Raw genomic sequence first — 26,146 nt, 5'->3', positions numbered from 1 at the left:
TAACCCCCTATTCGTCAAACGGTTCCACTTTCGCATTGCAATTTTTATATATTTGTGGCATACCGTTTGCAACCATTAACGTATGAAGCACTTTTACCTAGTCATGTTTTTATTTGTCTGTACGCTTGGGTTTTCTCAGGAAAGCGCCAAATCAAGTATGGATATTGACGGGTTTAAGCTGTACCCCAACCCAGTTACACAAGGCAAGGTCTTTATTGAGACAACTCATAATTCACCTAAAAAAATTCTCGTTTTTGATGTTTTGGGAACAAAAGTGCTCGAGACTACCATTTTGGGAAAAGAACTCAACCTTTCCGAATTGGACAAAGGGGTCTACATTCTTAGGGTATTTGAGCAGAACAAAGTGGCCACTAGAAAGCTTATTGTGAAGTAGTTCACCTCTGCCACCCACATTTTCACGCTTCCAAACCACAGCTATCAACGCTTTACAACCCATTTTAGTGTTTTCACAACATAAAATGGTCAAAACTGCCCTGTTTATCTACTTTTATATTGCACATAGACCCCAAATCAGCATACATGAAGAAAATCTACTTTGTTTTACTTATGGCTTTACCTCTATTTTCTTTCGGTCAAGACCTGGTTACAGTTAACAATGAGCCCGTACAAGAGCTCAAGGGTTTTAAAATGTACCCTAACCCCGCTTATGGGAATGAAGTTTATATTACTACAGAAACCAACGGAACCAAAGACATTAAAGTTTATGATGTTTTCGGCGAAGTTGTGCTCACCAAAAGAATCAGTACGAATACCTTGGACATATCTAGATTGGTGCCGGGTGTATATGTGCTCCAAGTAACGGAACGCAAAAAAACAATGACACGAAAACTGGTCGTTAAATAAAAAACCAACACTTTTTAAGAGGCTATCTAAAAGGTCGATCATCGTCAACCTGAACTTGTTTCAGGTTCTCATAGTAATTTGTTTATCAGTATAATGAGATTCTGAAATAAATTCAGAATGACGTATTTCAATACCTTTTAGATAACCTCTTTTTATTTTTGGGTACTTTTGAACCTGAATGAAAGAGTTTGACACCCATCGGATTTTCAACATTGCCCATACGGAGGATTTTAACGCTTTGGCATTGGATGTTTTTAGGTTTCAATATGAAAACAACAAGGTGTACAAACAATTTTGCGAGCTTCTGAAAAAAACGCCTCAAAAGGTTTCACACCACCTTGAAATTCCTTTTTTACCTATATCCTTTTTTAAGACACACCGGGTAACCTCAACCCAAAAAAAAGCATATACCCTATTTACCAGCAGCGGAACCACGCAAAGCATAACCAGTAAACACTTTGTTCCTGACATAGCACTTTACGAAGAAAGTTTTCAAAGGGCATTCAAGCAGTTCTACGGTAAGCCTGAAGACTTTTGTGTGCTCGCCCTTTTACCCTCATATCTGGAGCGAAAAGGCTCTTCCTTGATCTATATGGTGAACAGTCTCATTCAGAAATCTGAGCATCCCGATAGTGGGTTTTATCTTCATAATTTGGAAGAGCTCCATCAAAAGCTACAGGAATTGGAGCAAAAAAAGACCAAAACCTTATTGATTGGAGTTTCGTTTGCGCTTTTGGATCTTTCCGAGCAATTTCCGATTGCCTTAAAAAACACCATTGTTATGGAGACGGGAGGCATGAAAGGTCGTCGTAAAGAATTGATTCGGGAAGAACTGCACCATATTTTAAAACAAGGGTTGGGCGTTGATTCCATTCATTCCGAGTATGGAATGACGGAACTTTTGTCCCAAGGATATTCCAGAGGTGATGGGATTTTTACTACTCCGCCTTGGATGAAGATAATAACTCGCGACACCGAAGATCCATTAACGATTCAGCCCAACAGAAAAACCGGAGGTATCAATGTAATCGACCTTGCCAATATTTATTCCTGCTCCTTTATCGCTACGCAAGACTTGGGAAAAACCCATCCCAATGGAAGTTTTGAGGTCCTCGGTCGTTTTGATGATTCAGACATTAGAGGCTGTAATTTGATGGTGCTTTAAACTTAAAACCAAATCATTTTCTCCCAGTTACACACAAAACACGACCAGTTATGACAATGTAACCATCAAGTTGTCAAAGTTTTGCGTAATTTATTTACGTAACCAAACAAACACAAGATGAATAGAAATGCATTTTTAAAAAGAAGCGTCTTCTCCGCAGCAGCACTTACTTCGTTGCCAGCATTTGCCCATTTTTCTTCCAAGAATGAAAAAAATGACCAACCACTCAATCCTAAAATTGTGAGACAAGGTGAAGGACAGCAAGTAAATGTACTTGGTGATCAACAAACGTTTAAACTGACCAGTGAGGACACCAATGGCCTTTTTACTTTGATTGAAGAAGTGAATCCGCCAGGAACCATGATTCCACCACACGTGCACACGAACGAGGACGAAATTTTTAAAGTATTGGAAGGGGAGCTCGAAGTTACCGTAGGTGATGAAACCACCATTTTAAAAGCAGGTGATTTGGCTTTTGCACCGAAAAATGTTCCGCACACATGGAAGGTAGTAGGTGATCAAGATTGTAAAACCATTCTGAGCGTTTTTCCGGCAGGACTGGAATTAATGTTCGAAGAATTGGGCAACTTACCTGCTGGACCACCCGATTTTGCCAAAATAAGTGAGATTTGCGGTAGGTATGGAATTACATTTCTAACATAAAAATAAGAGGGTGTCTAAAAATTCTTTATGACTTGACTTGTCAGGTTGAGCCTGTCGAAACCGATATTGATTATTGGTAAGTTGAAAAATATTTCGACAAGCTCAATATGACATCGCCTTACTTTTTAGATACCCTCTTGTAATTTATTCCACTACGAGAACAAAATAGTTCTTCTTGCCCCGTTGGAGCAGCACAAATTTATCATTGATCAAGTCGGATGCTGTTATCAGATAATCTTCCTTTACCTTTTCCTTATTAACCGAAATGGAGTTTTGTTTCAGCTCTCTTCTTGCTTCACCATTGGAGCCTAAAAAGTTGGTCTTTGCCGCCAATGCACCGATCATATCCAAACCAGGCTCAAGCTCATCTTTGGCAACGGTGGCTTGGGGTACCCCATCAAAAACATCCAAAAATGTTTTTTCGTTCAATTGCTTCAAATCTTCGGAGGTAGATTTTCCAAATAAAATGTTGCTAGCCTTTATGGCGTTGTCCAAATCATCCTTGGAATGTACCATTACGGTAACTTCTTCCGCCAATTTCTTTTGAAGCATTCTCATATGGGGTGCTTCTTTATGTTCGGCCACCAAATCCTCAATTTCCCTTTGGCTCAAAAAGGTGAAGATTTTGATGTACTTCTCCGCATCCTCATCGGAGGTGTTCAGCCAATATTGGTAAAATTTATAGGGAGATGTTCTTTCTGCATCCAGCCAAACATTGCCGCCTTCGGTTTTTCCAAATTTGGTTCCGTCGGCCTTGGTGATCAAAGGGCAGGTAAGGGCAAAGCCCTTTCCACCAGCGATTCTTCGGATAAGTTCGGTACCTGTTGTAATGTTTCCCCACTGATCGCTACCGCCCATTTGCAGGCTACAATTGTGGTTTTGGTAGAGGTACAGAAAGTCGTATCCTTGAACCAACTGATAGGTAAACTCGGTAAAGGACATCCCTTCTTTGGCATCAGAAGAAAGTCGTTTTTTCACGGAGTCTTTCGCCATCATATAATTTACAGTGATGTGTTTACCAACATCGCGAATAAATTCCAAGAACGAAAAGTTCTTCATCCAGTCGTAGTTGTTCACCAAAACCGCAGCATTGGCCTCACCACTTTCAAAATCCAAAAAACGACTTAATTGTTCTTTTAGGGCATCCTCGTTATGACGAAGTGTTTTTTCATCCAAAAGATTTCGCTCCGCGGATTTACCCGATGGATCACCGATCATTCCCGTGGCACCGCCAACCAAAGCATATGGCTTATGGCCTGCCAACTGAAAGTGCCTCAACATCATTACACTCACCAAATGGCCAATGTGAAGAGAGTCCGCCGTAGGATCTATGCCCACATAAGCAGCGCGCATTTCTTCCATAAGGTGTTCCTCGGCTCCCGGCATCACATCGTGTACCATTCCCCTCCATTGCAGTTCTTGAACAAAATTCTTCGTCATGATCGGTTTTTTGGAATAGCTGCAAATATAAAATGAAGTTGGCATTTCACTCAATTTTTACGGCACAAATAGGTACTTTTACTTTATGATTTTGGTTACAGGAGGTACTGGACTGATCGGTTCCCATTTACTTTTCCATTTAATCAGCAATGGGAATACCGTCAGGAGCAATTATAGGACCAAAGCGTCCATTGAAAAAGTCCGGAAAGTTTTTGGCTATTATTCGGAAGACCCGTCCACTTTGTTGGAGCAAATTGATTGGGTACAAGCCGACATTACAGATCTTGGCGGTTTGGACTGCCTTTTTGATGGTGTCCAACACATATACCATTGTGCCGCTTTGATTTCCTTTGATCCCAAAGATTTTAAACTATTGGAACGCACCAATGTGGAAGGTACGGCCAATATTGTGAACCTTTCTCTAAAATACGGCATTAAAAAACTGTGCTATGTAAGCTCAATTGCGGCAATTGGACCCAGCATCAAACAAAAAGAAGTAACCGAGGAAAATGAATGGAACGAAGCCAAAGCCAATGTCTACGGAATTACGAAATACAATGCAGAACTTGAGGTGTGGCGTGGCTCACAGGAAGGACTAAACATTGTTATTGTAAATCCCGGAGTAGTTATTGGACCCGGCTTTTGGAAATCGGGCAGCGGAACTTTTTTTACCTATGTATCCAAGGGGAAGAAGTATTTTATTCCCGGTGGAACCGGGTTTGTCACCATATCCGATGTGATCGACGCAATGACCAAATTGATGGATTCCAACATCCAAACAGAGCGTTTTATTTTGGTCAACCAAAATATGACCTACGAGAAACTGTTTCAAAAGATTGCTCCCCAAATGGGTGTTTCCCCACCGAGCAAAAAAATTTCAAAATTTATATTGGAATGTTTTTGGCGCTGGGATTGGGTTCGTAGTTACATTTTTGGCAAAAGAAGAAAATTGTCCAAAGCGGTTGCCCAAGGACTGTATCACCAAAAACATTACAGTAGTGAAAAAATAAAATCAGAGTTCGATTTCTCCTTTGAGGATATGGATGAAGCCATCACCTTTTGTTCGGAACAATTTATTGAGGAGAAGTAGCCTCTTTCTTCTCCAACTTTTTTATTTTAACTTCTTTTAAAGAATCAGTTCGTTTTATATTTGCTTGCCTAACACTGTCGTTCCTTCGCTTCCCAATGGCTTCCAAAGTATCTTTTTTACGCCCCAGTCGCTTTTCAACATTCTCGTAAATGGATTGATATTCCAAAGGAATTGAGGCATAATACAAGTCACTTTCGGAAAACTGAGTACTATCGATATCATATTTTTTATAGAGGAATTCCATAACATCGATACCTGAATCTTTGAACTTTCTTGAAGCTCCGGATTTTGCGGCATTCAAAATAGCAAGATCATGAAGAATCTCCGTCATTTTTTCTTTCGGAATCAGGTTTTCGGGTTCCTCCACCACCTTTTCCGCACAGGAGACCAAAATTGTACCCAAAAATAATGTGACGATATACTTCATCCCCTAACGATTAAACGTGAGCCTTTTTGCATTCTTTTCGGCACTGAACATGCCATTTTCATAGGCCAACAAACCATTCACAAAGGTTCGTTTGACTTCGGAGTCAAAAGTAACACCTTCAAAGGGAGACCAACCGCATTTATAGAAAATATTGGCTTTTTTAACCTCATTTTTAGCGTTCTGGTTCACCTGTACCAAATCTGCATAATAACCTTCACGAATAAATCCGCGTCGGTCAATGTCAAACAAAATGGCGGGGTTATGGCACATTTTCTCAACCATCTTTTCCAGACTTATCATACCTTCCTTGTGTTTTTGGAGCATGGCCAAAAGAGCATGCTGTACCAATGGCCCTCCAGAAGGCGCACTGGTGTATGGGTTGTCTTTTTCATCTAGCGTGTGTGGTGCGTGATCGGTGGCTACCACATCAAAACGGTCGTCCAAAAGGGCTTCCCACAGTTTTTCCCTATCGTTTTTGGTCTTAACGGCAGGGTTCCATTTTATGTGGGTTCCCTTTGTGGCATAATCTTCATCTGAGAACCAAAGGTGGTGGATACATACCTCCGCAGTAATTTTCTTCTCCTCCAACGGGATCTTATTGGTGAAAAGATCCGTTTCAATCCCTGTTGACACATGGAATACATGCAATCTTGCCCCTGTTTTTTTGGCGAGGGCAATGGCTTTTGATGAAGATAGATAGCAAGCCTCGGCACTTCGGATGATGGGGTGCATTTCAATAGGAATATTGTCCCCGTACATTTCTTTATACTTGGCCATATTGGCCTTGATAGTTCCTTCATCCTCGCAATGGACTGAAATCACCATTTCGGTATTGCTAAAAATCTGTTCCAAAACTTTCTCGTCGTCCACCAACATATTTCCTGTGGAAGAGCCCAAGAATAATTTAACGCCAGAACAGGCATTCCTGTCCAAACGTTTCAATTCTTCCAAATTATCGTTGGTTCCTCCAAAGAGAAAGGAATAATTTGCTGATGAATCCTTGGCCGCTATGGCAAATTTTTCCTCCAGTTTCTTAATCGTGGTGGTCTGCGGGACGGTATTGGGCTGTTCCATAAAAGTGGTGATGCCCCCAGCTATGGCGGCCCTGCTTTCGGTAGCAATGGTACCTTTGTGGGTAAGTCCAGGCTCCCTAAAATGTACCTGATCATCAATAATTCCAGGTAACAATAGGTCACCCTCCAGATCTATGGTCTTGGCATTGGCATCGGAGATATCGGCATCGATTCGGGCAATAAAGTCGCCTTCCAACAACACATCGGATTCAAAAATGCTGTTCTCGTTAACGATTTTGGCATTCTTTAGCAATATTTTTGACATAACTAAAAGCTCTTTTTAAAAAATATACTTCTAAATTTCATGGCGATTACTCCAAAAATGGCTTCTCGAATAATGGCCGAGTTCATTTTTGATTTACCGCTTACCCGATCGGTAAAAATAATCGAAACCTCTTCAATCTTGAATTTTTTGAGATAGGCCCTATACTTCATTTCTATCTGGAAGGCATACCCTATAAAACGTACTTTATCCAAATCAATGGTTTCCAAAACCTTTCTATGGTAACAGACAAAGCCTGCTGTGGGATCGTGTACCTTCATTCCCGTAATGATCTTTACATAAAAAGATGCTCCGTAAGAAAGTAAAATCCTGGACAAAGGCCAATTGACCACATTTACTCCTTTCTTGTAACGAGATCCAACTGCAACGTCGGCACCATTTAAGCAAGCTCGGTGCAAACGGGAAAGGTCGGCAGGTCGGTGCGAAAAATCGGCGTCCATCTCAAAAATGTACTCGTAACCCTTCTTCAAGGCCCATTTAAAACCATGTATATAGGCGGTTCCCAAACCTGATTTTTCCTTGCGGACCTCCAAAAAAAGCCTTTCGGGAAATTCCTTTTGTAGCTTTATTACGCAATCTGCGGTACCATCAGGGGAATTATCATCTACCACGAGCACATGGAAATCCTTTTTTAGGTCGAAAACCGTTTTAACTATGGCCTCGATATTTTCAATTTCATTGAATGTGGGTATAATGACTAAGCCGTCTGCCATTCGCGCTAGATTAGAATGTCAAAAATACGGTTTTCTATCTTGCCTATGCAAGTCTGCTTTGGCAAGCTAAATTGTGACTAGCCCAATATTTGTAACTTTGCGCTTTTAAAATCTCATTTTGATGGCTCAAAAGTTTCCCAGGCTTTTTTTTATTCTCTTAGCGGTTATTTTTGCACTCAACCTTGTTCAGGCATCCATCACCGAGCTAATCTACGATGAAGCTTACTACTGGTATTATGCACAAGATATGGCATGGGGATATTTTGACCATCCATCCATGGTTGCTTTTTTGATCAAAATCAGTGGTTTTCTCTTTGATGGTGAACTCGGGGTAAGATTTATGAGTTGTTTGCTGTCTGCTGGCACCTATATCTTGCTGTGGCTATTAGTGGACAACCCAAAGAAAAAGGATTATGTAGTTCATTTCTTCCTATTGGTGTTCTCTTTTACCTTGATGAACGCCTACGGGTTTTTGACCCTGCCCGATACCTCTCTATTGTTTTTTACGGCTTTGTTCCTATGGCTTTACAAACGCTTTTTGAAGGATGAGGGTATCATCACAACAATTGGTTTGGGATTGGTGATGGCCGCTCTTATGTACAGCAAATACCACGCTGTTTTAGTGATTTTGTTCGTGTTCATATCCAACTACAAACTTATTTTCAACAAAAAAGCTTGGTTGGCGGTGATATTGGCCCTGATTATCTACATCCCACATTTTGTATGGCTCTATCAAAACGATTTTGTTTCCATCACATTCCATTTATATGAGCGTCCCAATCAAGCCTATTCTTTTAGCGAGTTTACCTTGGGCTTTTTCTTGAACATTATTGTGATCATTGGTCTTCTGTTTTATTGGGTATATGGGGCATTTTTCAAGTTTAGGGTTACGGACAAGTTTTCCAAAGCATTGGTTTATTTGGTTTATGGGGTATTAATTTTCTTTTTCATCTCCAGTTTTAACCGTAGGGTACAAGCGCAATGGGCCATTGTGATTTCAATTCCTTTGGCCGTAATAGCGTTCAACCATTTATTGCAAAATGCAAAAAGTAGACGCTGGATGTATCGAATCGGTATGGTGAGCTTGGTACTTTTAATGTATGCAAGGGCATGGATGGTATATAAGCCATTGTTCCCTATGCTATATGAAACCCATGGCAACAAGGAATGGGTGAATGACCTTAAATCAAAGTCTGGTGGGATACCCATTATTTTTGAAAACTCTTACAGACGCTCTTCGATGTATGAATTTTATTCGGGCATTCCCGCTATTTCCCTGAACAACTATATGTATCGGAAGAATCAATATTCCATTGACGATTCCGAAGAACGAGTGCGCGGGAAAAAAGTGTTGTACGTTTCCAAATATAGGAAGAGCGGCGATGTACGATACATGCATCCGGATAGTTCCTTTTCCTATGGAAATTATATAGAAGATTTTCAGCCGTACCGGAAACTGGAATGTATTGTGGAAAAACCTGAAAGCGGTATCAAATATTCCCTGAAAGTTTACAATCCATATCCGTTCGATGTGCCTTTGGAACAATTAAAGTATACCATCTCATACTCCAATAAGCACAAGCAAGTAAAGCAAATGCGGTCTTTAAAGGTTAATCCTACCGCACCGCAAAGGTCTTTATTAAAATCAAAAGACACCATAAATTATACCTTTGAGCTACCCATATCCACTATGGAAAATCCGTCGTATTTTAGAATTGGAATAGCGGAAAACAACCTGCCTCCGGGGCTTAATGGCAAACCCATCAAAATTGAATAATGGAACCCATTGAAAAAACAATCGTTTCTATGGATTGGATGACCCTAACATTGTTTGTGGGCCTGGTTGTCTTGGCCCTTGGCAAGTATCTGTTTCACAAAAAGTTTCTGAACTTTATCATTCTCCCTTTTAACGATAAGTACATTCTGCTGCACAATAAAAAAGGGCAGTTTTCCCATTGGTTCCACCTCCTGCTTACCCTCTTTCAAATTATAAACCTGTCGTTGTTTATTTTCTTGGTACTACAAACCTTTGATTTATTTCCTTTTGAAAAAACCATTACAAACTATATTATAATTTTAGGCTTTTTAGCCTTGTTTGAGCTGGTCAAATTCCTACTTCAAATGTTTACGGGATTTGTTTTTAACAATCTAAGTCTAATGGGCAGCCTCATTTTCAGTAAAATTTCATATCTCAATTATAGCAGCATAGTTATTGCAGTTGCCAATATTTTATTGATATACATTACAACAAACTCAAAAACAATTATATATGTAGCGCTATCATTGATTTTCCTAATAAATGGTATTGGTATCACCAAGGTGTTGAAGAACCATCAAAAAGCACTGTTCCCTTATTTTGTGTATTTTATTTTGTACCTTTGCACACTCGAAATTGCGCCCTTGGTGTTAATTGGAAGCTATTTTAAAGGTTGAAAACTTATGAAAGTAAAAACAATTTTGGTTTCCCAACCAGAACCCAAAGTCGAAAACTCACCTTATTCACGATTAATTGAAAAAGAGAAAGTTAAGGTTGATTTTGTTCCTTTCATCCACGTTGAAGGCGTAGAGGCCAAAAATGTGAGACAACAGAAAATCGACTTGAACAACTTTACGGCAATTATCCTGACCAGCAGAAACTCTGTAGATCACTTTTTTAGGATTGCCGAAGAAATGCGCTTTAAAGTTCCGGATTCCATGAAATATTTTTGTCAGTCAGAGGCGGTAGCCTACTATCTGCAGAAATATGTGGTGTACAGAAAAAGAAAAATTTATGTTGGGAAACGAACTTTTAACGAGTTAATTCCCTTGATCAAGAAGTACAAGGATGAAAAGTTCTTGTTACCGTCCTCAGATTCGTTAAAACCTGTTGTCCCAGAACTATTGGACGAGGTAGGGGTGAATTGGACGCGTGGAATTTTCTACAAAACGGTAATCAGCGACCTTTCGGACCTTAGAAATGTGTATTACGACATTTTGGTGTTCTTCAGCCCTTCAGGAATTGAATCCCTGATGAAGAACTTTCCCGATTTTGAACAAAAAGAAACAAGAATCGCTGTTTTTGGCAACAGTACGGTTAAAGCAGCTACAACTGCCGGACTTCGAATAGATATTCAGGCTCCAACGCCCGAAACTCCATCGATGACCATGGCATTACAGAAATATATTACCAGCGTTAACAAATAAAAAACGAACTTGGTTACAAAGTAAAACGCCCTCGGTCAATACCGAGGGCGTTCTTTTTTTAAAAAGCATAGCGTTGGGGTCCTCCTCTTCGGATTTCCTCACTGGCGTACTCCTCAAACTTTTTAAAATTCTCCCTAAATGCATTGGTGAGCTTAAAAGCCGTTTTGTAATAGGCCTCGTCATCGTTCCAAGTGGCCCTTGGACTCAATACCTTAGTGGGAACACCTGGACACTCCCTTGGCTGTGCCACTCCGAAGACGGAATGGATATGGTATTTTTCGTAATTGTAGAGACCCAGCTCACCGCTGAGCGCGGCACGGATCATCGCTCTTGTATACTTTAACTTCATTCGGGTGCCCACCCCATAAGGTCCTCCGGTCCATCCCGTGTTCACCAACCAAACGTCCACACCGGACTCCTTCATTTTTTTGCTCAGCATCTCCGCATATTTGGCCGGGTGCAAAGGCATAAAGGGAGCTCCAAAACAGGCCGAGAATGATGGCTGAGGCTCCACAACCCCAGCTTCCGTACCTGCCACCTTGGCCGTATAGCCCGATATAAAGTGGTATGCCGCTTGTGATGGTGTCAACTTGGATATTGGAGGCAATACCCCAAAGGCATCCGCAGTAAGGAAGAAAATGTTCTTTACGTTTTTCCCTATTGATGGCTGCTGGATATTATCAATATGATAGATAGGATAACTCACCCTAGTATTCTGGGTAATGGTAGTATCCTCAAAATCCACCACTCCATTCTCATTCATGATTACATTTTCCAGAATTGCCCCTTTTTTTATGGCACCATATATTTCTGGTTCCTTTTCCTCCGAAAGGTCAATTACCTTGGCGTAGCAACCACCTTCAAAATTGAAAACGGTATTCTTGGAAGTCCAGCCATGCTCATCGTCCCCAATAAGTTTTCTGTCGGGATCTGTGGATAATGTAGTTTTTCCTGTTCCAGATAGTCCAAAGAAGATAGCTGTATCACCTTCTTCTCCCACATTGGCAGAACAGTGCATGGGCAAGGTGTTCTTATCTACAGGAAGAATAAAGTTCAACGCTGAAAAAATTCCTTTTTTTATCTCTCCAGTGTATCCTGTACCACCGATCAAAGCTATTTTTTTGCTAAAATTAAGGATGGCAAAATTATGTTGACGCGTTCCGTCAACCTTTGGGTCGGCCTTAAATCCTGGTGCATTGACAACGGTCCAGTCTGGTTCAAAGTTCTGCAGTTCCTCCATGGTGGGACGAAGGAACATATTGTAGGCAAACATATTCGACCAGGGATACTCATTGATCAGCCGAATGTTCAGTTTATATTCTGGATCGGCACAAGCATAGGAGTCCCTCACATAAAGCTCCTTGTCGTTCAGGTATGCGATTACTTTATCGTAGAGCGTATCGAACTTGTCGCTATCGAAAGGGATATTGATGTTGCCCCACCAGACCTTATCGGCGGTAATGTCGTCCTTGACAATAAAACGGTCCTTCGGGGACCTTCCCGTAAACTCCCCGGTGTTCACGGCCAAAGCACCCGATGCCGATTCCTTGCCCATATTTTTTTCAATGGTAATGTGGTGAAGCTCATCAGGGGAAAGTTGGTAGTTGATGTTGTTGTGATTTATCCCGTACGGTGTTAACGAAATCGTTTTCGTAACTGACGCAGAATTCTTCATGGTTTTGTTTTTATGTTACTGCAAAACTAGAAAATATTCAGTTTTAGCCCTTTTAAAACTTGCTTAATTGGTCACTTTTTGGGATAAAATGTGATATCCCAAATAAATCCATCCAGCGATTAACAAAACACCCCCGATGGGTGTTAAAAAACCGATGATTTTAAAATCAAAATCGGTTAAACTGTTTAATGCCAGCAAGTAAATTGAAAAAGAAAACAAAATCACACCAAAAATCACAAGCCGAAAAACGGTCTTTTTAATCTTATCAGCTACCCCAGTCCATATTCCCAGAAAAAGTAGAAACAGGGCATGGTACATCTGATATCTTACGCCTGTTTCAAAGGTGGCAACAGCATCTGCATCCACTAATTTCTCCAATCCATGCGCCCCAAAAGCACCAAGCATAATGGCCAACATGCCCATAACTATTCCAACCAACAAAATTGTTCTGTTCATAACTTTTACTTACTATTTTTTTAAAAATATAACATTTTAATACCTTAGTGACCGTTCAATTCAAAAGTAAACAAAACACATGGTCCGTACTATTTTAGTTGTTGGAGCAGGTAAATCAACCTCATACCTTATAGATTATTTTCTTGAAAGATCAAACGAAGAAAACATTCATCTCAAGATTGGTGATATCCATCCAGAGAATATTCCCGATAAATTTACCCAACACCCAAATTGTACCGTGTTCTCCTTAGACATCTTTAACGAAGCTGAAAGAAAAAAAGCTGTTTCCGAAGCCTCCATCGTGGTTTCTATGTTACCTGCACGTTTGCACATCAATGTAGCCCATGATTGTATTGAGTTTGAAAAGCATTTCATCACCGCCTCGTATGTCAGCGATGAATTGAAGGAACTGGATGCAGTCGCAAAAGAAAAAGGGCTTGTTTTTATGAATGAAATTGGCCTAGACCCGGGAATTGACCATATGAGCGCCATGGAAGTAATTGACCGAATCCGTGATGCGGGCGGTAAAATGTTGCTGTTTGAATCTTTTACCGGAGGTTTGGTGGCTCCCGTCAGCGATACCAATCTGTGGAACTATAAGTTTACATGGAACCCCAGAAATGTAGTGCTGGCAGGACAAGGAGGGGCGGCTAAGTTTATACAGGAAGGAACCTACAAATACATTCCTTACCAAAAACTTTTTAGAAGAACCGAGTTTATGAATATAGAAGGCCATGGTACTTTTGAGGCCTATGCCAACCGGGATTCCTTAAAATACCGTGAAGCTTATGGCCTACAGGATGCTTTGACACTATTTAGAGGAACGATGCGAAGAGTCGGTTTTTCCAAGGCATGGCAAATGTTCGTCATTCTCGGGATGACGGACGACAGCTACACCATTGAAAATTCAGAAGGGATGTCCTACCGGGAATTTGTTAATCTTTTTCTTCCCTACTCACCCACCGATTCCGTGGAATTAAAAATGAGACATTACCTTAGAATTGATCAAGATGATATTAGGTGGGGCAAATTGCTGGAACTGGACATCTTTAATCCTGACAAGAAAATACCCTTGAAAAATGCTTCGCCGGCACAGATGCTTCAACATATTCTACAAGACAGCTGGACGTTAAAAGAGGATGAGAAAGATATGATAGTCATGTATCATAAATTTGGATATCTACTGAATGGGGAAAAGAAACAAATCGATGCCAATATGGTCGTCATTGGCGAAAATAGGGCCTATACGGCAATGTCAAAGACAGTTGGATTGCCTGTTGCCATTGCCACCCTGCTCATTCTAAATGGAAAAGTCACAACACCTGGAGTACAAATTCCATTGAACAAGGAAGTGTACAAACCTATCCTAAACGAATTGAAATCACATGGCATACAATTTAATGAGTACCAGGTTCCATACTTAGGGTACAATCCAGATTCCGTTGCCAGCTAGATGCTATAATATTTTCAATATATTTAGCTTCAAATCAAAATCCATATTGTGAAAAACAATAACAATTCGGTGAAAATCGACGGTATTGACAAGAAAATCCTAAGATACCTGATGGAGGATGCAAGAAAACCCATCCTCGAAATTGCAAGAAACATTGGGATTTCCGGGGCCGCCATACACCAACGTCTTCGTAAGCTGGAAAGTTCAGGTCTTTTGGCAGGTTCCAAGTTTATCATCAACCCCAAAGTTTTGGGTTATTCCACGATGGCCTATATTGGTATTTATTTAGATAAGGCAATGACCAACCCAAGGGCCGTAAAACAATTGGAAGAAATTCCAGAAGTATTGGAATGCCACTACACCACGGGCAACTGGTCCATACTAATCAAAGTATTGTGCAGGGACAATGAACACCTGATGCAAGTACTCAACAAAAAAATACAGCAAATAGATGGGGTTTCCCGCACAGAAACCTTTATCTCCCTAGATCAGCAAATTGATCGACAAATACGTATTTGATATTTGTATTGAATCTAAATAAACATTACATTTGTACCTATGAATGTAATATTTCAATCCACATATTACACCCTTTACCAAGCTGCGGACGAGCGTTGTTTTTACATTGATTTCGGTCAAAAAATAGTGCGTATGTCCCTCTGCCAGCTACTTGCACTTCGTCATAAAGTGATGAACATTACCATTGAAGACCATTTTGACAGTGATTTGAATGCCCACGGATTTGAAGTCCTTATGCTTTGTAACAAGGAGCATCTCTTCGTTCTAAACACTTTGGAAATTTTAGATTTGAAAAACTTAATAGGGTATGGTTTTGTAGAAATTGGTCTGTCTGCAAAAAAAGAGCTTCAAGCCTACTAGAATATTTATTTTAATCCAGTCTTAGTTGGTTTTTAAATAAGGAGCCAAACTAGACCATACAGATAAATTTCTGTAACTTTAGAAAACAATCACATAAGACATTTATACTATGAAAGATATAGCAAGACAAAGTATGAGCATAAAAGTGGAATCCATGGATATGCTCAACGGACAAATAAAAATGGAAGCCCATGCTTCTGCCACCTATTTGGCCATGGCTTCATGGTGCGAACAGAACGGCTTTTTTACCAGCGCCAAGTTTTTCTTTAAACAGGCCGAAGAAGAGCGAGAGCACATGATGAAGATTTTTAACTTTTTGGTGGATACGGGCGGAAATCCGATTTCTCCCGAGGTAACCGATATCAATCACGACTATTCTTCCATAGTGGATGTATTTGAATCTACCTTGGAGCACGAAGTAAAAGTGACAAAGTCGATTCATAACATTGTGAAAAAATCACGAGACATAGGAGATTTTGCCACAGAGAAATTCTTGGATTGGTTCGTAATGGAACAAATTGAAGAGGAGAACACCGTTAGGGATATCTTGGACATGATAGAAGTTACAGGTACCGAAGGTGTGGGGCTTCAAATGATCGACAACCAAGTAGCAGAATGGATTGATTAAATAAATCCAATCACAATAACCAAAAAGTGGCAGATTTTAGTCAACCTGAACTTGTTTCAGGTTCTCATCGTGATATTTTTATCAGTTTGACGAGATTCTGAAATTAACCTGCATTCCGGCAGGGAGGTTCAGAATGACGACTTTCCAACTCATATAAAATAAAAAGGGGCCAGTCGGCCCCTTTTGTATTGCTAATACTGAGTATAAATCAATCGTTTAATCCCTGCCACCAAAGACCTGAACGGCCCAGTACAACAAAGAGGCCAAAGCACCCAATGCTGCCACCAAATAGGTTCTTGCCGCCCATTTAAGCGCGTCTTCTGCTCCTGAGTACTCTTCTTGGGTCACCATGTTTTTCTGTTTTAGCCACACCAATGCCCTTTTACTGGCATCATATTCCACAGGAAGGGTCACAAAACTGAACAAGGTAGCAAAACCCATCATAATCAATCCGGCCACGGCAATATAAAACCCTAAACCTCCAGCAACTCCAGTTGCCGCCATCAACATAATACCACCGAACACCACCCAAGTCGACATTCCAGAGGTTACGCTAACAACGGGAACCAATTTGGAACGCATCGTCAACCATTCATAAGCTTGTGCATGCTGTACGGCATGTCCACATTCGTGTGCTGCCACCGCAGCCGCCGAAGCATTGCGCTGGTTGTACACACTCTCACTAAGGTTAACGGTTTTGTTTTTGGGGTTATAGTGATCCGTTAGCATTCCAGGGGTTGAAATCACCTTTACATCGCGAATACCATGGTCATCCAACATTTTCTGGGCAATTTCTGCACCGCTCATGCCATTTCGCAAATGCACCTTTGAATATTTTTTGAACTTACTTTTTAATCGACTGCTTACCAGCCAGCTGACCAGGGCAATTCCACCAATCAATATATAATATGTCATCATAGCCTTATCTCTTTTAATTGAATATAAATATACCACATAAAAGCAAAAACCCCGCCAAATAATGGCAGGGCTGTTTTACTGTCAAAATGTTAGTTTTCTATACCAACACGGGTTCTAACTGAAAGGTTTCGGCAATTTCTTTATAAACTATCTCACCTTCAACTACATTTAATCCTTTTTCTAAGGATCTATCCAACTTACAGGCACTACGCCATCCCAAATTGGCCAATTTTAGCACATAGGGCAGTGTTACATTCGTCAAGGCAACAGTAGAAGTATAAGGCACCGCCCCTGGCATATTGGCTACACAGTAATGAACCACATCGTCAATAATATAAATGGGGTCCTCATGGGTCGTTGGCTTGGTGGTTTCCACGCATCCTCCTTGGTCTACCGCTACATCAACTATAACGGTTCCCGGATGCATGTCCTTTAGCATATCCCTAGTGATCAAATTAGGGGCTTTTGCTCCTTTTAAAAGAACACCACCGATTATTAAATCGTTTGTTTTGATATGATTTCTGATATTGAACTCGTTCGAAAAACCGGTCACCACATGGCTTGGCATAATATCGTTCACATATCTCAGTCGTTTCATGTTTACATCCAAAATGGTTACTTGCGCACCCAAACCTGCTGCCATTTTAGCAGCCTGAATACCTACGGTACCTGCTCCAAGAACCAAAACACGACCCGGGGACACGCCAGGAACTCCCCCCAAAAGCACTCCTTTGCCTTTTACCGGCTTCTCCAGATATTTAGCTCCTTGCTGAATGGCCATTCTACCGGCAACTTCGGACATGGGAGTAAGCAATGGCAATGTTCCATCTTCATCCTCTACGGTTTCGTATGCAATACAAATGGCTTTGCTCTTGATCATAGCTTTGGTCAAAGCTTCGCTCGATGCAAAGTGAAAATACGTAAAGACGATTTGTCCTTCTTGGATTAAATTATACTCTTCAGCAATGGGCTCCTTTACCTTTACAATCATATCGCTCATGGCGTACACCTGACCGATAGTATCTAAAATAGTGGCTCCCGCCTGTTGGTAATCCTGATTAAAAAATCCGCTTCCCTCACCTGCGCCGGACTGCACATATACGGTGTGGTTGTTCTTTACTAATTCAAATACCCCGGCTGGCGTCATGCCCACCCGGCTTTCGTTGTTTTTGATTTCTTTAGGTATCCCAACAGTCATATTGTTGTTTTTAATGGTTGATGGGTCAAAGTTGAATAAAAAAATTAGATTACAACACAAATAATCGGCAAAAAGTAGGGGTTAAAGGTCAAAATATGTGTTTTTTAACATATATACCCTAATTTTAGTGGGTACAAATATATTTTTTTATTGTTTTTAGTTTTTAACCCCTTATTTTTTAGGGGTTAAAATTTTATAAAATAAAAAAGCATACCTGTCGGCATGCTTTTTAGGGGTATTTCTATAATATTGTTATTGATTTTATCGTAAAACTAGGCATTCGTCAATCTTAACTTGCTTGCCTCTCGGCAAAGGTAGGTTTCAGATTCCCATTAAACCGGTTATCAACCTGATGAGATTCCGAAACTAGTTCGGAATGACGGTAAACTAGATATTGCTGTTATCCCACAATATTCACAATCTTTCCTGGTACCACAATTACCTTTTTAGGTACTCTACCATCCAACTGAGCCTGTGTTTTTTCGTGGGCCAAAACAGCAGCTTCAATTTCATCTTTGCCCATATCCAATGGCAACTCCAATGTAAAACGCATTTTACCATTAAAGGATATGGGATATTCCTTGCTGCTCTCCACCAAATGTTTTTCCTCAAACTTGGGGAATGGTGCTTCGGCAATGGAACCTGTATGGCCCAAACGCTCCCAAAGTTCCTCGGCAATGTGAGGTGCGTAAGGTGAAACCAAAATGGCCAAGGGTTCCAAAATAGCTTTGCTAGTGCATTTTTGAGCCGTCAGTTCATTAACACAAATCATAAAAGTGGATACGGAAGTGTTGAACGAAAAGTTCTCGATATCCTCTTCCACTTTTTTGATGGTCTTGTGCAAGGTTTTTAGGTTTTCGGCGGTAGGTTTCGCGTCAGTGACGCTTCGACTGCGCTCAGCGTCCGAATCGAAAAAGGGGGAATAGAGTTTCCAAAGTTTCTTTAAAAAGGAATGCACTCCGGTGATACCCGCTGTGTTCCAAGGCTTGGATTGCTCTAAGGGACCCAAGAACATTTCGTACAAACGCAACGAATCTGCTCCGTATTCCCCACAAATGGCATCGGGATTCACCACATTGTATTTGGATTTGGACATTTTTTCGACTTCGCGGCCTACAATATATTTTCCATCTTCAAGAATGAACTCGGCATCCTTATATTCTGGTTGCCATTGTTTGAAGGCTTCCACATCCAATTCATCCGATGCATTGACCAAAGAAACATCTGCGTGGATACTATCAAAATGCTTCCATTTAGTTTCTCCAATATGTCTACCGCCCGGTTTACTTTCTAGCGGCTTCAAAATTTCTAGGATTTCATTGGAATAATCATCTAGAAAACCTTTATCCTTAACTGCCTTGTCAATAATTCCTTTTGATATAAATATGGTTTCATCAGAATACTTTTGATTCCATCTATATACAAAAGCACTCGTCCCCGTAATCATCCCTTGGTTGATCAATTTTTGGGCAAATTCGTCTTTGGGCACATAGCCCATATCAAACATAAACTTCTGCCAAAAACGGGAATACAACAGGTGGCCCGTAGCGTGTTCGCTACCGCCTATATACAAGTCCACATCTTGCCAATAGTTGATGGCTTCGGGAGAGAAAATAGCGTCATCATTCCGTGGATCCATATACCTATTAAAGTATTGGGAACTTCCCGCCCAACCGGGCATGGTGTTCAGTTCCAGAGGATACACTCCTTGATGAGATTCCAAATCAAGTTCGGAATGACCGTCATGCTGAACTTGTTTCAGCATCCCATCCCCCTTGTCCGACCCTTCGACTGCACTCAGGGTGACAAGGTCATTGGAAACTACTTTATTGTTCTTAGCATCCCACGCCCACTCCGTGGCGTTGCCCAATGGTGGCTCACCTGTTTCGGTGGGGAGGTATTTTTCCACTTCGGGGAGCTCCAACGGCAAATATTTCTCCTCGATCATTTGCGGCATACCGTCCACATAATACACGGGGAACGGTTCTCCCCAATACCGCTGACGGCTAAAAACGGCATCGCGCAGACGGTAGTTCACCTTTCCTTTGCCATGTCCGATCCTTTCCAATTCGGCAATGATTTTCTTCATCGCTTCTTTATAAGGTAAACCGTCTAGAAAATCAGAATTGGCAATCACCGTTGTTTCCTTGTCCGCAAAAGCCTCTTCGGAAATATCGACCCCTTCAAAAATGTTGGGGATAGGTATGTTATAATGTTTGGCAAAATCGTAATCCCGTTGATCGCCACAGGGCACGGCCATAACCGCTCCCGTTCCATAACTGGCCAACACGTAGTCGCTAATCCAAATAGGAATAGGTTCCTTGGTGAACGGATGCTCTGCATACGCGCCCGTGAACACTCCGGAAATGGTTTTTACATCGGCCATACGGTCACGTTCGGAACGTTTTGCCGTGGCTTCCACATAAGCATCCACCTCAGCTTTTTGTTCTGGCGTAGTGATTTTGGCCACCAACTCGTGCTCGGGTGCCAAGGTCATAAAGCTTACCCCAAAAATGGTGTCGGGTCGGGTGGTGAAGACTTCTATTTCAAGTGATGAGTTTTGAGTTTTGAGTTTTGAGTTTTCATTCTCATACACTCCTAACTTTTCACTCATAACTCTGAACTTAACCGACGCCCCCACAGAACGTCCAATCCAGTTGGTTTGGGAGTCCTTTAAAGGTTGTGGCCAATCAATTTTATCCAAACCGTCCAACAAACGCTGGGCATAAGCGGTAATGCGCATACTCCATTGCGTCATTTTTTTACGGACAACGGGATGACCACCGCGTTCGGAAACTCCGTTCACGATTTCATCATTGGCCAAAACGGTTCCCAAAGCGGGACACCAGTTGACTTCGGTATCCGCCAAATACGTCAATCTATATTTTAAAAGAATTTGCTGTTTTTCCTTTTCAGAATATGCATTCCAATCCGCAGCGCTAAAACTTGGTGTATCATCATCACAAGTAGCTTCGACATTGGTATTTCCTTCTTTTTCAAAAATGGAAATCAATGTGGAGATGTTTTCTGCTTTGTCGGATTTCTTGTTGTACCACGCATTGAACAATTGGATGAAAATCCATTGCGTCCATTTATAATATTGTGGGTTGGAAGTGCGCACTTCGCGGCTCCAATCAAAAGAAAAACCAAGCTGATCTAATTGCTCGCGGTATCTATTGATGTTATTTTCCGTAGTGATAGCTGGGTGCTGACCTGTTTGAATGGCATATTGCTCCGCAGGCAACCCAAAGGAATCGTATCCCATGGGGTGCAATACATTGAATCCCTTATGTCTTTTGTAACGCGAATAGATGTCCGTGGCAATATACCCCAACGGATGCCCTACGTGCAACCCTGCCCCTGACGGGTAAGGGAACATCGAAAGCGCATAAAATTTAGGTTTGTCGGAATCGTTGGATGCCTTAAAAGTTTCATTTTCTGCCCAATACTTCTGCCATTTGGCCTCAATCTCGCGGAAATCGTAATTCATTGTTAATCTTGTTCAATTTCGTGTGCAAAAATAGGTTTAATCCCCTAAATACAATTTACTTTTCTATTTTTACGTACTGATTCTACTATATGAGCCAATATATTGAACGATATCAGCGTCGAAAACTGATTTCCTCTTACTTTTCCGTGGCTTTGAGCATTGCCCTAGTCCTGTTTCTTTTAGGTGTTTTGGGCCTTTTGGTGCTCAATACCAAAAAATTGGCAGACCACTTTAAGGAGCAAATCACGATTTCCGTGTTTTTGAAGGACAATGCCAAACCTGTGGAAATAGATCAACTACAAAAAAGTTTGATGTTGGCGGAGTACACCAAATCTGCCGAATATATTTCCAAAGAAGATGCGGCGGAACAATATAGCGAGGACATTGGTGAAAATTTTGAGGAGTTTTTGGGCTACAACCCTTTAAAAAACTCCATCGACGTCAATCTTAAGGCCGATTTTGTATCGCCTCAACAGATTGATGAGATTGCAGAGGAACTTGCGGCCAAAGCTTACGTGGACGAAGTAAGTTATGATAAACCCTTAATTTCCCTGCTCAACAATAATGCTCGAAAAATTAGTCTTTGGATTCTGGTGGCCAGTGCCGCTTTTACAGTAATCGCTGTTTTGCTGATCAACAGTTCCATACGACTGTCCATATATTCCAAACGGTTTATCATCAAAACCATGCAAATGGTTGGGGCCACGAAAACGTTTATCCGAAGACCATTTATTTGGACAAACATTAAATTGGGCATGGTCGGAGCCGTTGTAGCACTGATTGGATTGGGTGTTTTGGTGTATTATATCGATAAGAATTTCCCCGAACTCAATCTTTTGCAAGATTATATGGTACTCATCATTTTGTTCGTTGGTGTATTTGGTTTGGGCGTGATTATTTCTTGGGCGAGCACCCATTTTGCAACCCAACGCTTTTTAAACCTGAGGACGGACGATCTTTATTATTAACTTTGCGACATGAGCAAGAAAAACAACAACGGTAAAAAACCACCTAAAGAGTTTGTTTTCCAAAAGAAAAACTATCTCTTTCTTTTTATAGGTATTGCCTTTATAGCCTTAGGATATATTTTGATGAGCGGTGGTGGAAGCGACGACCCAGAAGTCTTCAATCCAGAGATATACAATTTTAGAAGAATTCGCCTTGCGCCTACATTGATCCTTATTGGCCTTGGTATTCAGGTGTATGCCATTTTGTTGAATCCTAACAAGAAAAACAAGGAGTAATTTGGAATTAATTGACGCCATAATCCTTGGGATTATTCAAGGATTGACCGAGTTTTTACCTGTTTCCTCCAGTGGTCATTTAGAATTGGGAAAAGCCATTTTGGGAGCGCAGGCCGTTCCCGAAGAAAGTCTTTTGTTTACCGTAATACTCCACTTTGCGACAGCCCTGAGCACCTTGGTGGTCTTCCGAAAAGATGTGTTTGACATTTTGAAAGGGCTTTTTCAATTTAAATGGAATGAAGAAACCCAATTTTCTTTAAAAATCATCATTTCCATGATTCCCGCTGCTTTGATCGGCCTTTTTTTGAACGATTTTATCGAGGTTTTTTTTGATGGCGCTATTGTAATCGTGGGAATAATGCTCATCATTACGGCATTTTTACTGTATTTGGCAGATTTGGCCAAAACTACCGAAAAAGGAGTGTCGTTCCGTAGTTCTTTTATAATTGGAGTGGCACAGGCCGTGGCCATTCTTCCAGGTATTTCACGAAGTGGAGCTACCATTTCGGCTGCCGTGCTTTTGGGCGTCGATAAAACCAAATCGGCCCGTTTTTCCTTTTTAATGGTCGTTCCTTTGATTTTGGGCAAAGTGGCCAAAGATTTAATGGGTGGCGAAATCAATTTTCATGGTGACCAAGCCATAGCCATGGGAGCAGGATTTGTAGCTGCTTTTATTGCCGGATTAGCTGCTTGCACATGGATGATCAAATTGGTGCGCCAAAGCAAGCTTAGCTATTTTGCCATTTACTGTTTAATTGTGGGTCTACTAGCCCTTGCGTGGAGCATTTGGGGATGATTTTCGAAAAACTTTTTATCAACTACTATATATTAGCCAAGAAAAACAACAAAGAGCTAACGCATACTAGATTGATTGAAAAATCCACGCGCTTAACAACATTTGTCTTAACCTTTAGTATAGTCTACTTATTTTTTCTATTGTCATATTTCGTGGATACTTTTTTTCAATATAACCTTCCTCTACGTACTTACAAATGGGAATTAATTATTGCAATCAGCACATTAGTTTTATTGTTCGATTATTTTTTTAAGAAAAGTTTGATGAAAAAGTATCCAAACAATTTAGAAGCTACATATTCTAAAAAAGTTTTCCATATCTATATTTTAACATCAATATATCTGATCGGACCACCAATACTTCTATTTTTATCATTAATAATCTTTTAGTTTTGAACACCAAAGAAGATTTTTTAAACGGTCAAATTTTATTGATAGATAAACCACTGGAATGGACTTCCTTCCAAGCGGTGAATGCGCTCAAATGGGCCATCCGAAAAAAATTCGGCCTTAAAAAGATAAAAATTGGTCATGCAGGCACCTTAGATCCTTTGGCCACGGGATTGTTGATTATCTGTACAGGAAAATTCACCAAAAAAATCCCAGAGCTTCAAGGACAGGTGAAAGAATATACCGGAACTTTTACTTTGGGTGCTACTACACCTTCCTATGATTTGGAGACCGAAGTGAACGAGACCTTTACTACAGACCACATTACGGATGCATCCATCAAAGAAGCTACCCAACAATTCTTAGGTGAGATTGACCAAGTACCTCCCATCTTTTCAGCACTAAAAAAAGATGGCAAGCGATTGTATGAACTTGCTCGCGAAGGCAAACAAGTAGAAATAAAATCACGTAAAATAGAAATCCTTGAGTTCGAGATTACCAAAATTTCGCTCCCAGAAGTGGCGTTTAGGGTGGTCTGCAGCAAAGGAACCTATATCCGTTCCTTGGCACATGATTTTGGGAAAGCTTTGGACTCTGGAGCTTATTTATCCGAGCTCAGAAGAACCAAAATAGGGGATTTCAACGTAAATAATGCTACAAGCCCCAATGTTTTCAAGGAAAATCTTGAAGTAAACACCGAGACCTAGGAAGGTTGGGATAAAATATTTTTGCAAAAAAGCGGTTATAGTTAGACCATGAACTTAAACAAGAGCCAGTTATCACTTTTGATTACTTTCTTCGCTATGTCCATAGTGGTTTTATTGTTGTTCAATATTCACTTAGGGGGCATAAAAGAGGATGAGTACGTTATTGAAATGAGCTTGGCCGATGAGGATATTGAGAAACTTCTCGAAGAAGAAGAGGAACGTTTAGAGGAGATGCAGGCCAATAGCGACCCCATTAAAAGTCATATGGCCGTAAACCAAACGGCGAAACCCAGTGTTGGGAACCCAGAACCTCTAAAAACCTTGGAGGAGCTCATGGAGGAGCGAGCGCTCAGCAGCGAAACCGGTGAATATGCCGACAATTCCGGTTTTGAAGAGCAGTTAAAGCAGTTAAAGGCCAAACGGGACGAAAACAAAGATAAACTGGGTGAACGTGATGCGCAGAAAGAAGAATTTACCGATTATTTAAAGGATAGACGCACTTCCATTTCTTACTCCTTGGTTGAACGAAATGCATATTATCTCCCACCACCGATTTATACTTGTATTGAAGGAGGTAAGGTTGTAGTAAACATAACCGTAGACAATAATGGGTATGTAACCGAAGCAAGTTTTAACGACAAAAGTTCTGGAACCAGCAACGGTTGTTTGGTAGATAATGCCATTGCTTATGCGCTAAAAGCTCGCTTTAGCCCGGATTCCAAAAATTCTCAGATCGGCACAATTACTTACCTATTCCAGAGCAAGTAATTCCAAAACGTCTTCTAAGATATTTTGACCTTTGTTTTTGTTGTACCACATCTGAAGTTCTTGTTTGAACTCATCTGTTAATTTACCGTGTTCCCTTTTACAATCCTCCACCATTTGGGTCGCAATACTTGGCCTTGGGCCCCACTCTCCTACTATTTCATTGTTGGCCTTGTCCAAAACAATCACTTTGGGAATGGAACGGGCACCATTGGTCAAAAAAGCATCCATTAAATCGAGGTTTTCATCGCGCAAAACCACCTTTAAGGAAATATTTGGACTTGTCTCGGCGATTTTATTGATTATGGGCAAACTTGCCGCTGCATCTCCACACCAACTTTCGGTCAATGCCAAAAACACCAGTTTCGTATCCAATGATCTTATCTTTTGCTCAATGTCTACCGGAACTTTAAACGTTTTATCCCAACGAGCCATTCTTTTATCGCCAAGTTTTGTATAATTGATCATAGCTTCGGATTGTTCAGTTCCCGTGGTTTTTCCAGTTTTCGCCAATTGACTTACCAAATCACGGTATTTTGCATAATCCATCCCCTTTGCGATGTTTTCTCGAACTATATCCAATCTATTTTTTTCCAAAACTTCCATAAAATAATTTTTTTTAAAAGTACACAGGGCTATCGACCTAT

At 40.8% G+C, this 26,146-nt stretch carries 27 protein-coding genes; 17 read left to right on the top strand and 10 right to left on the bottom strand.

Going from position 1 to position 26,146, the window contains the following annotated elements; genetic code table 11:
- Positions 1 to 82: 82 nt before the first annotated feature.
- The 4 genes from J4E06_RS04340 to J4E06_RS04325 all read left to right on the top strand — a co-directional run bounded on the left by J4E06_RS04340 (position 83) and on the right by J4E06_RS04325 (position 2,692).
- Entirely contained in the window at positions 83 to 394 is a 312-nt protein-coding gene (locus J4E06_RS04340) for a T9SS type A sorting domain-containing protein (RefSeq protein WP_349522818.1), read from the top strand.
- Positions 395 to 540: 146 nt separating this feature from the next.
- Positions 541 to 864 (top strand): T9SS type A sorting domain-containing protein, encoded by a 324-nt coding sequence (locus J4E06_RS04335; RefSeq protein ID WP_349522817.1) that lies wholly within the window; start codon positions 541 to 543, stop codon positions 862 to 864.
- Between the two features lie 178 nt (positions 865 to 1,042).
- Positions 1,043 to 2,029 carry a LuxE/PaaK family acyltransferase gene (locus J4E06_RS04330; protein WP_349522816.1) on the top strand — a complete coding sequence of 329 codons (987 nt, stop codon included), beginning with the start codon at positions 1,043 to 1,045 and terminating at the stop codon, positions 2,027 to 2,029.
- A gap of 117 nt (positions 2,030 to 2,146) precedes the next feature.
- A complete protein-coding gene (locus tag J4E06_RS04325) occupies positions 2,147 to 2,692 on the top strand; it encodes a quercetin 2,3-dioxygenase (protein WP_349522815.1) in 546 nt (181 codons plus the stop codon).
- 144 nt (positions 2,693 to 2,836) lie between these two features.
- Here J4E06_RS04325 and tyrS read toward each other — a convergent pair whose 3' ends face one another.
- A complete protein-coding gene (gene tyrS / locus J4E06_RS04320; protein WP_349522814.1) occupies positions 2,837 to 4,132 on the bottom strand; it encodes a tyrosine--tRNA ligase in 1,296 nt (431 codons plus the stop codon).
- An 85-nt stretch (positions 4,133 to 4,217) separates the two neighbouring features.
- Between tyrS and J4E06_RS04315 the strand changes: the two genes are divergently transcribed.
- Positions 4,218 to 5,222, top strand: a complete 1,005-nt coding sequence (locus J4E06_RS04315) for an NAD-dependent epimerase/dehydratase family protein (protein ID WP_349522813.1) — start codon at positions 4,218 to 4,220, stop codon at positions 5,220 to 5,222.
- Here the strand turns inward: J4E06_RS04315 and J4E06_RS04310 are convergent.
- The 3 genes from J4E06_RS04310 to J4E06_RS04300 are packed head-to-tail and all read right to left on the bottom strand — an operon-like array spanning position 5,206 to position 7,718.
- Positions 5,206 to 5,649 (bottom strand): DUF4296 domain-containing protein, encoded by a 444-nt coding sequence (locus tag J4E06_RS04310; RefSeq protein ID WP_349522812.1) that lies wholly within the window; start codon positions 5,647 to 5,649, stop codon positions 5,206 to 5,208. The two genes, J4E06_RS04315 and J4E06_RS04310, sit on opposite strands and share 17 nt — an antisense overlap.
- A 3-nt stretch (positions 5,650 to 5,652) precedes the next feature.
- Positions 5,653 to 6,987: a dihydroorotase gene (locus J4E06_RS04305; protein WP_349522811.1), complete on the bottom strand. Its 1,335-nt coding sequence runs from the start codon at positions 6,985 to 6,987 to the stop codon at positions 5,653 to 5,655.
- Between the two features lie 2 nt (positions 6,988 to 6,989).
- Positions 6,990 to 7,718 carry a polyprenol monophosphomannose synthase gene (locus tag J4E06_RS04300; RefSeq protein ID WP_349522810.1) on the bottom strand — a complete coding sequence of 243 codons (729 nt, stop codon included), beginning with the start codon at positions 7,716 to 7,718 and terminating at the stop codon, positions 6,990 to 6,992.
- A 121-nt stretch (positions 7,719 to 7,839) separates the two neighbouring features.
- On the opposite strand from J4E06_RS04300, the gene J4E06_RS04295 reads away from it, so the two are divergent.
- From J4E06_RS04295 to J4E06_RS04285, 3 genes are read left to right on the top strand one after another with little or no spacing between them, the layout of a single operon-like run.
- The gene (locus tag J4E06_RS04295; RefSeq protein ID WP_349522809.1) at positions 7,840 to 9,495 is read left to right on the top strand and encodes an ArnT family glycosyltransferase; all 1,656 of its coding nucleotides are present in this window, start codon (positions 7,840 to 7,842) and stop codon (positions 9,493 to 9,495) included.
- The gene (locus J4E06_RS04290) at positions 9,495 to 10,151 is read left to right on the top strand and encodes a DUF4271 domain-containing protein (RefSeq protein WP_349522808.1); all 657 of its coding nucleotides are present in this window, start codon (positions 9,495 to 9,497) and stop codon (positions 10,149 to 10,151) included. Before J4E06_RS04295 ends, J4E06_RS04290 begins: the two co-directional genes overlap by 1 nt.
- Positions 10,152 to 10,157: 6 nt before the next feature.
- A complete protein-coding gene (locus J4E06_RS04285; protein ID WP_349522807.1) occupies positions 10,158 to 10,901 on the top strand; it encodes a uroporphyrinogen-III synthase in 744 nt (247 codons plus the stop codon).
- Positions 10,902 to 10,959: 58 nt separating this feature from the next.
- On the opposite strand, the gene pckA is transcribed toward J4E06_RS04285, so the two are convergent.
- Positions 10,960 to 12,576, bottom strand: a complete 1,617-nt coding sequence (gene pckA, locus J4E06_RS04280; protein WP_349522806.1) for a phosphoenolpyruvate carboxykinase (ATP) — start codon at positions 12,574 to 12,576, stop codon at positions 10,960 to 10,962.
- A gap of 63 nt (positions 12,577 to 12,639) precedes the next feature.
- Positions 12,640 to 13,032, bottom strand: a complete 393-nt coding sequence (locus tag J4E06_RS04275; RefSeq protein ID WP_349522805.1) for a DUF423 domain-containing protein — start codon at positions 13,030 to 13,032, stop codon at positions 12,640 to 12,642.
- Positions 13,033 to 13,111: 79 nt separating this feature from the next.
- On the opposite strand from J4E06_RS04275, the gene J4E06_RS04270 reads away from it, so the two are divergent.
- From J4E06_RS04270 to J4E06_RS04255, 4 genes are all read left to right on the top strand, one after another.
- Positions 13,112 to 14,485 carry a saccharopine dehydrogenase family protein gene (locus J4E06_RS04270; RefSeq protein WP_349522804.1) on the top strand — a complete coding sequence of 458 codons (1,374 nt, stop codon included), beginning with the start codon at positions 13,112 to 13,114 and terminating at the stop codon, positions 14,483 to 14,485.
- Positions 14,486 to 14,533: 48 nt separating this feature from the next.
- Complete coding sequence (locus J4E06_RS04265; RefSeq protein WP_349522803.1) at positions 14,534 to 15,004, top strand: Lrp/AsnC ligand binding domain-containing protein; 471 nt, start codon at positions 14,534 to 14,536, stop codon at positions 15,002 to 15,004.
- A gap of 39 nt (positions 15,005 to 15,043) precedes the next feature.
- Positions 15,044 to 15,364 carry a hypothetical protein gene (locus J4E06_RS04260; RefSeq protein ID WP_349522802.1) on the top strand — a complete coding sequence of 107 codons (321 nt, stop codon included), beginning with the start codon at positions 15,044 to 15,046 and terminating at the stop codon, positions 15,362 to 15,364.
- A 109-nt stretch (positions 15,365 to 15,473) separates the two neighbouring features.
- Positions 15,474 to 15,992 carry a ferritin gene (locus tag J4E06_RS04255; RefSeq protein WP_349522801.1) on the top strand — a complete coding sequence of 173 codons (519 nt, stop codon included), beginning with the start codon at positions 15,474 to 15,476 and terminating at the stop codon, positions 15,990 to 15,992.
- Positions 15,993 to 16,208: 216 nt separating this feature from the next.
- Here J4E06_RS04255 and J4E06_RS04250 read toward each other — a convergent pair whose 3' ends face one another.
- The 3 genes from J4E06_RS04250 to J4E06_RS04240 form a co-directional block, all read right to left on the bottom strand.
- Complete coding sequence (locus J4E06_RS04250) at positions 16,209 to 16,910, bottom strand: zinc metallopeptidase (protein ID WP_349522800.1); 702 nt, start codon at positions 16,908 to 16,910, stop codon at positions 16,209 to 16,211.
- A 97-nt stretch (positions 16,911 to 17,007) separates the two neighbouring features.
- Positions 17,008 to 18,108, bottom strand: coding sequence for an alanine dehydrogenase (ald, locus tag J4E06_RS04245; protein ID WP_349522799.1), 1,101 nt, complete (start codon positions 18,106 to 18,108; stop codon positions 17,008 to 17,010).
- Positions 18,109 to 18,508: 400 nt separating this feature from the next.
- On the bottom strand, positions 18,509 to 21,598 hold the full coding sequence (locus J4E06_RS04240; RefSeq protein ID WP_349522798.1) for a leucine--tRNA ligase: 3,090 nt from the start codon (positions 21,596 to 21,598) through the stop codon (positions 18,509 to 18,511).
- Between the two features lie 89 nt (positions 21,599 to 21,687).
- Between J4E06_RS04240 and J4E06_RS04235 the strand changes: the two genes are divergently transcribed.
- The 5 genes from J4E06_RS04235 (at position 21,688) to J4E06_RS04215 (ending at position 25,502) form a co-directional block, all read left to right on the top strand.
- Complete coding sequence (locus tag J4E06_RS04235; protein WP_349522797.1) at positions 21,688 to 22,566, top strand: cell division protein FtsX; 879 nt, start codon at positions 21,688 to 21,690, stop codon at positions 22,564 to 22,566.
- Between the two features lie 9 nt (positions 22,567 to 22,575).
- The gene (locus J4E06_RS04230) at positions 22,576 to 22,842 is read left to right on the top strand and encodes a DUF3098 domain-containing protein (RefSeq protein ID WP_349522796.1); all 267 of its coding nucleotides are present in this window, start codon (positions 22,576 to 22,578) and stop codon (positions 22,840 to 22,842) included.
- A gap of 1 nt (position 22,843) precedes the next feature.
- Complete coding sequence (locus J4E06_RS04225) at positions 22,844 to 23,638, top strand: undecaprenyl-diphosphate phosphatase (protein WP_349522795.1); 795 nt, start codon at positions 22,844 to 22,846, stop codon at positions 23,636 to 23,638.
- A 391-nt stretch (positions 23,639 to 24,029) separates the two neighbouring features.
- A complete protein-coding gene (gene truB / locus J4E06_RS04220; protein WP_349522794.1) occupies positions 24,030 to 24,734 on the top strand; it encodes a tRNA pseudouridine(55) synthase TruB in 705 nt (234 codons plus the stop codon).
- Between the two features lie 48 nt (positions 24,735 to 24,782).
- Positions 24,783 to 25,502: an energy transducer TonB family protein gene (locus tag J4E06_RS04215; RefSeq protein ID WP_349522793.1), complete on the top strand. Its 720-nt coding sequence runs from the start codon at positions 24,783 to 24,785 to the stop codon at positions 25,500 to 25,502.
- On the opposite strand, the gene J4E06_RS04210 is transcribed toward J4E06_RS04215, so the two are convergent.
- Positions 25,485 to 26,105: a thioredoxin family protein gene (locus J4E06_RS04210; RefSeq protein WP_349522792.1), complete on the bottom strand. Its 621-nt coding sequence runs from the start codon at positions 26,103 to 26,105 to the stop codon at positions 25,485 to 25,487. The genes J4E06_RS04215 and J4E06_RS04210 overlap by 18 nt on opposite strands.
- Positions 26,106 to 26,146 lie beyond the last annotated feature (41 nt).

This window comes from Allomuricauda sp. NFXS6 (assembly GCF_040148835.1).
GTDB lineage: Bacteria > Bacteroidota > Bacteroidia > Flavobacteriales > Flavobacteriaceae > Flagellimonas.
The sequence above is the reverse complement of the archived record's forward strand: the minus strand, read 5'-3'. Positions and strand labels throughout refer to the sequence as shown.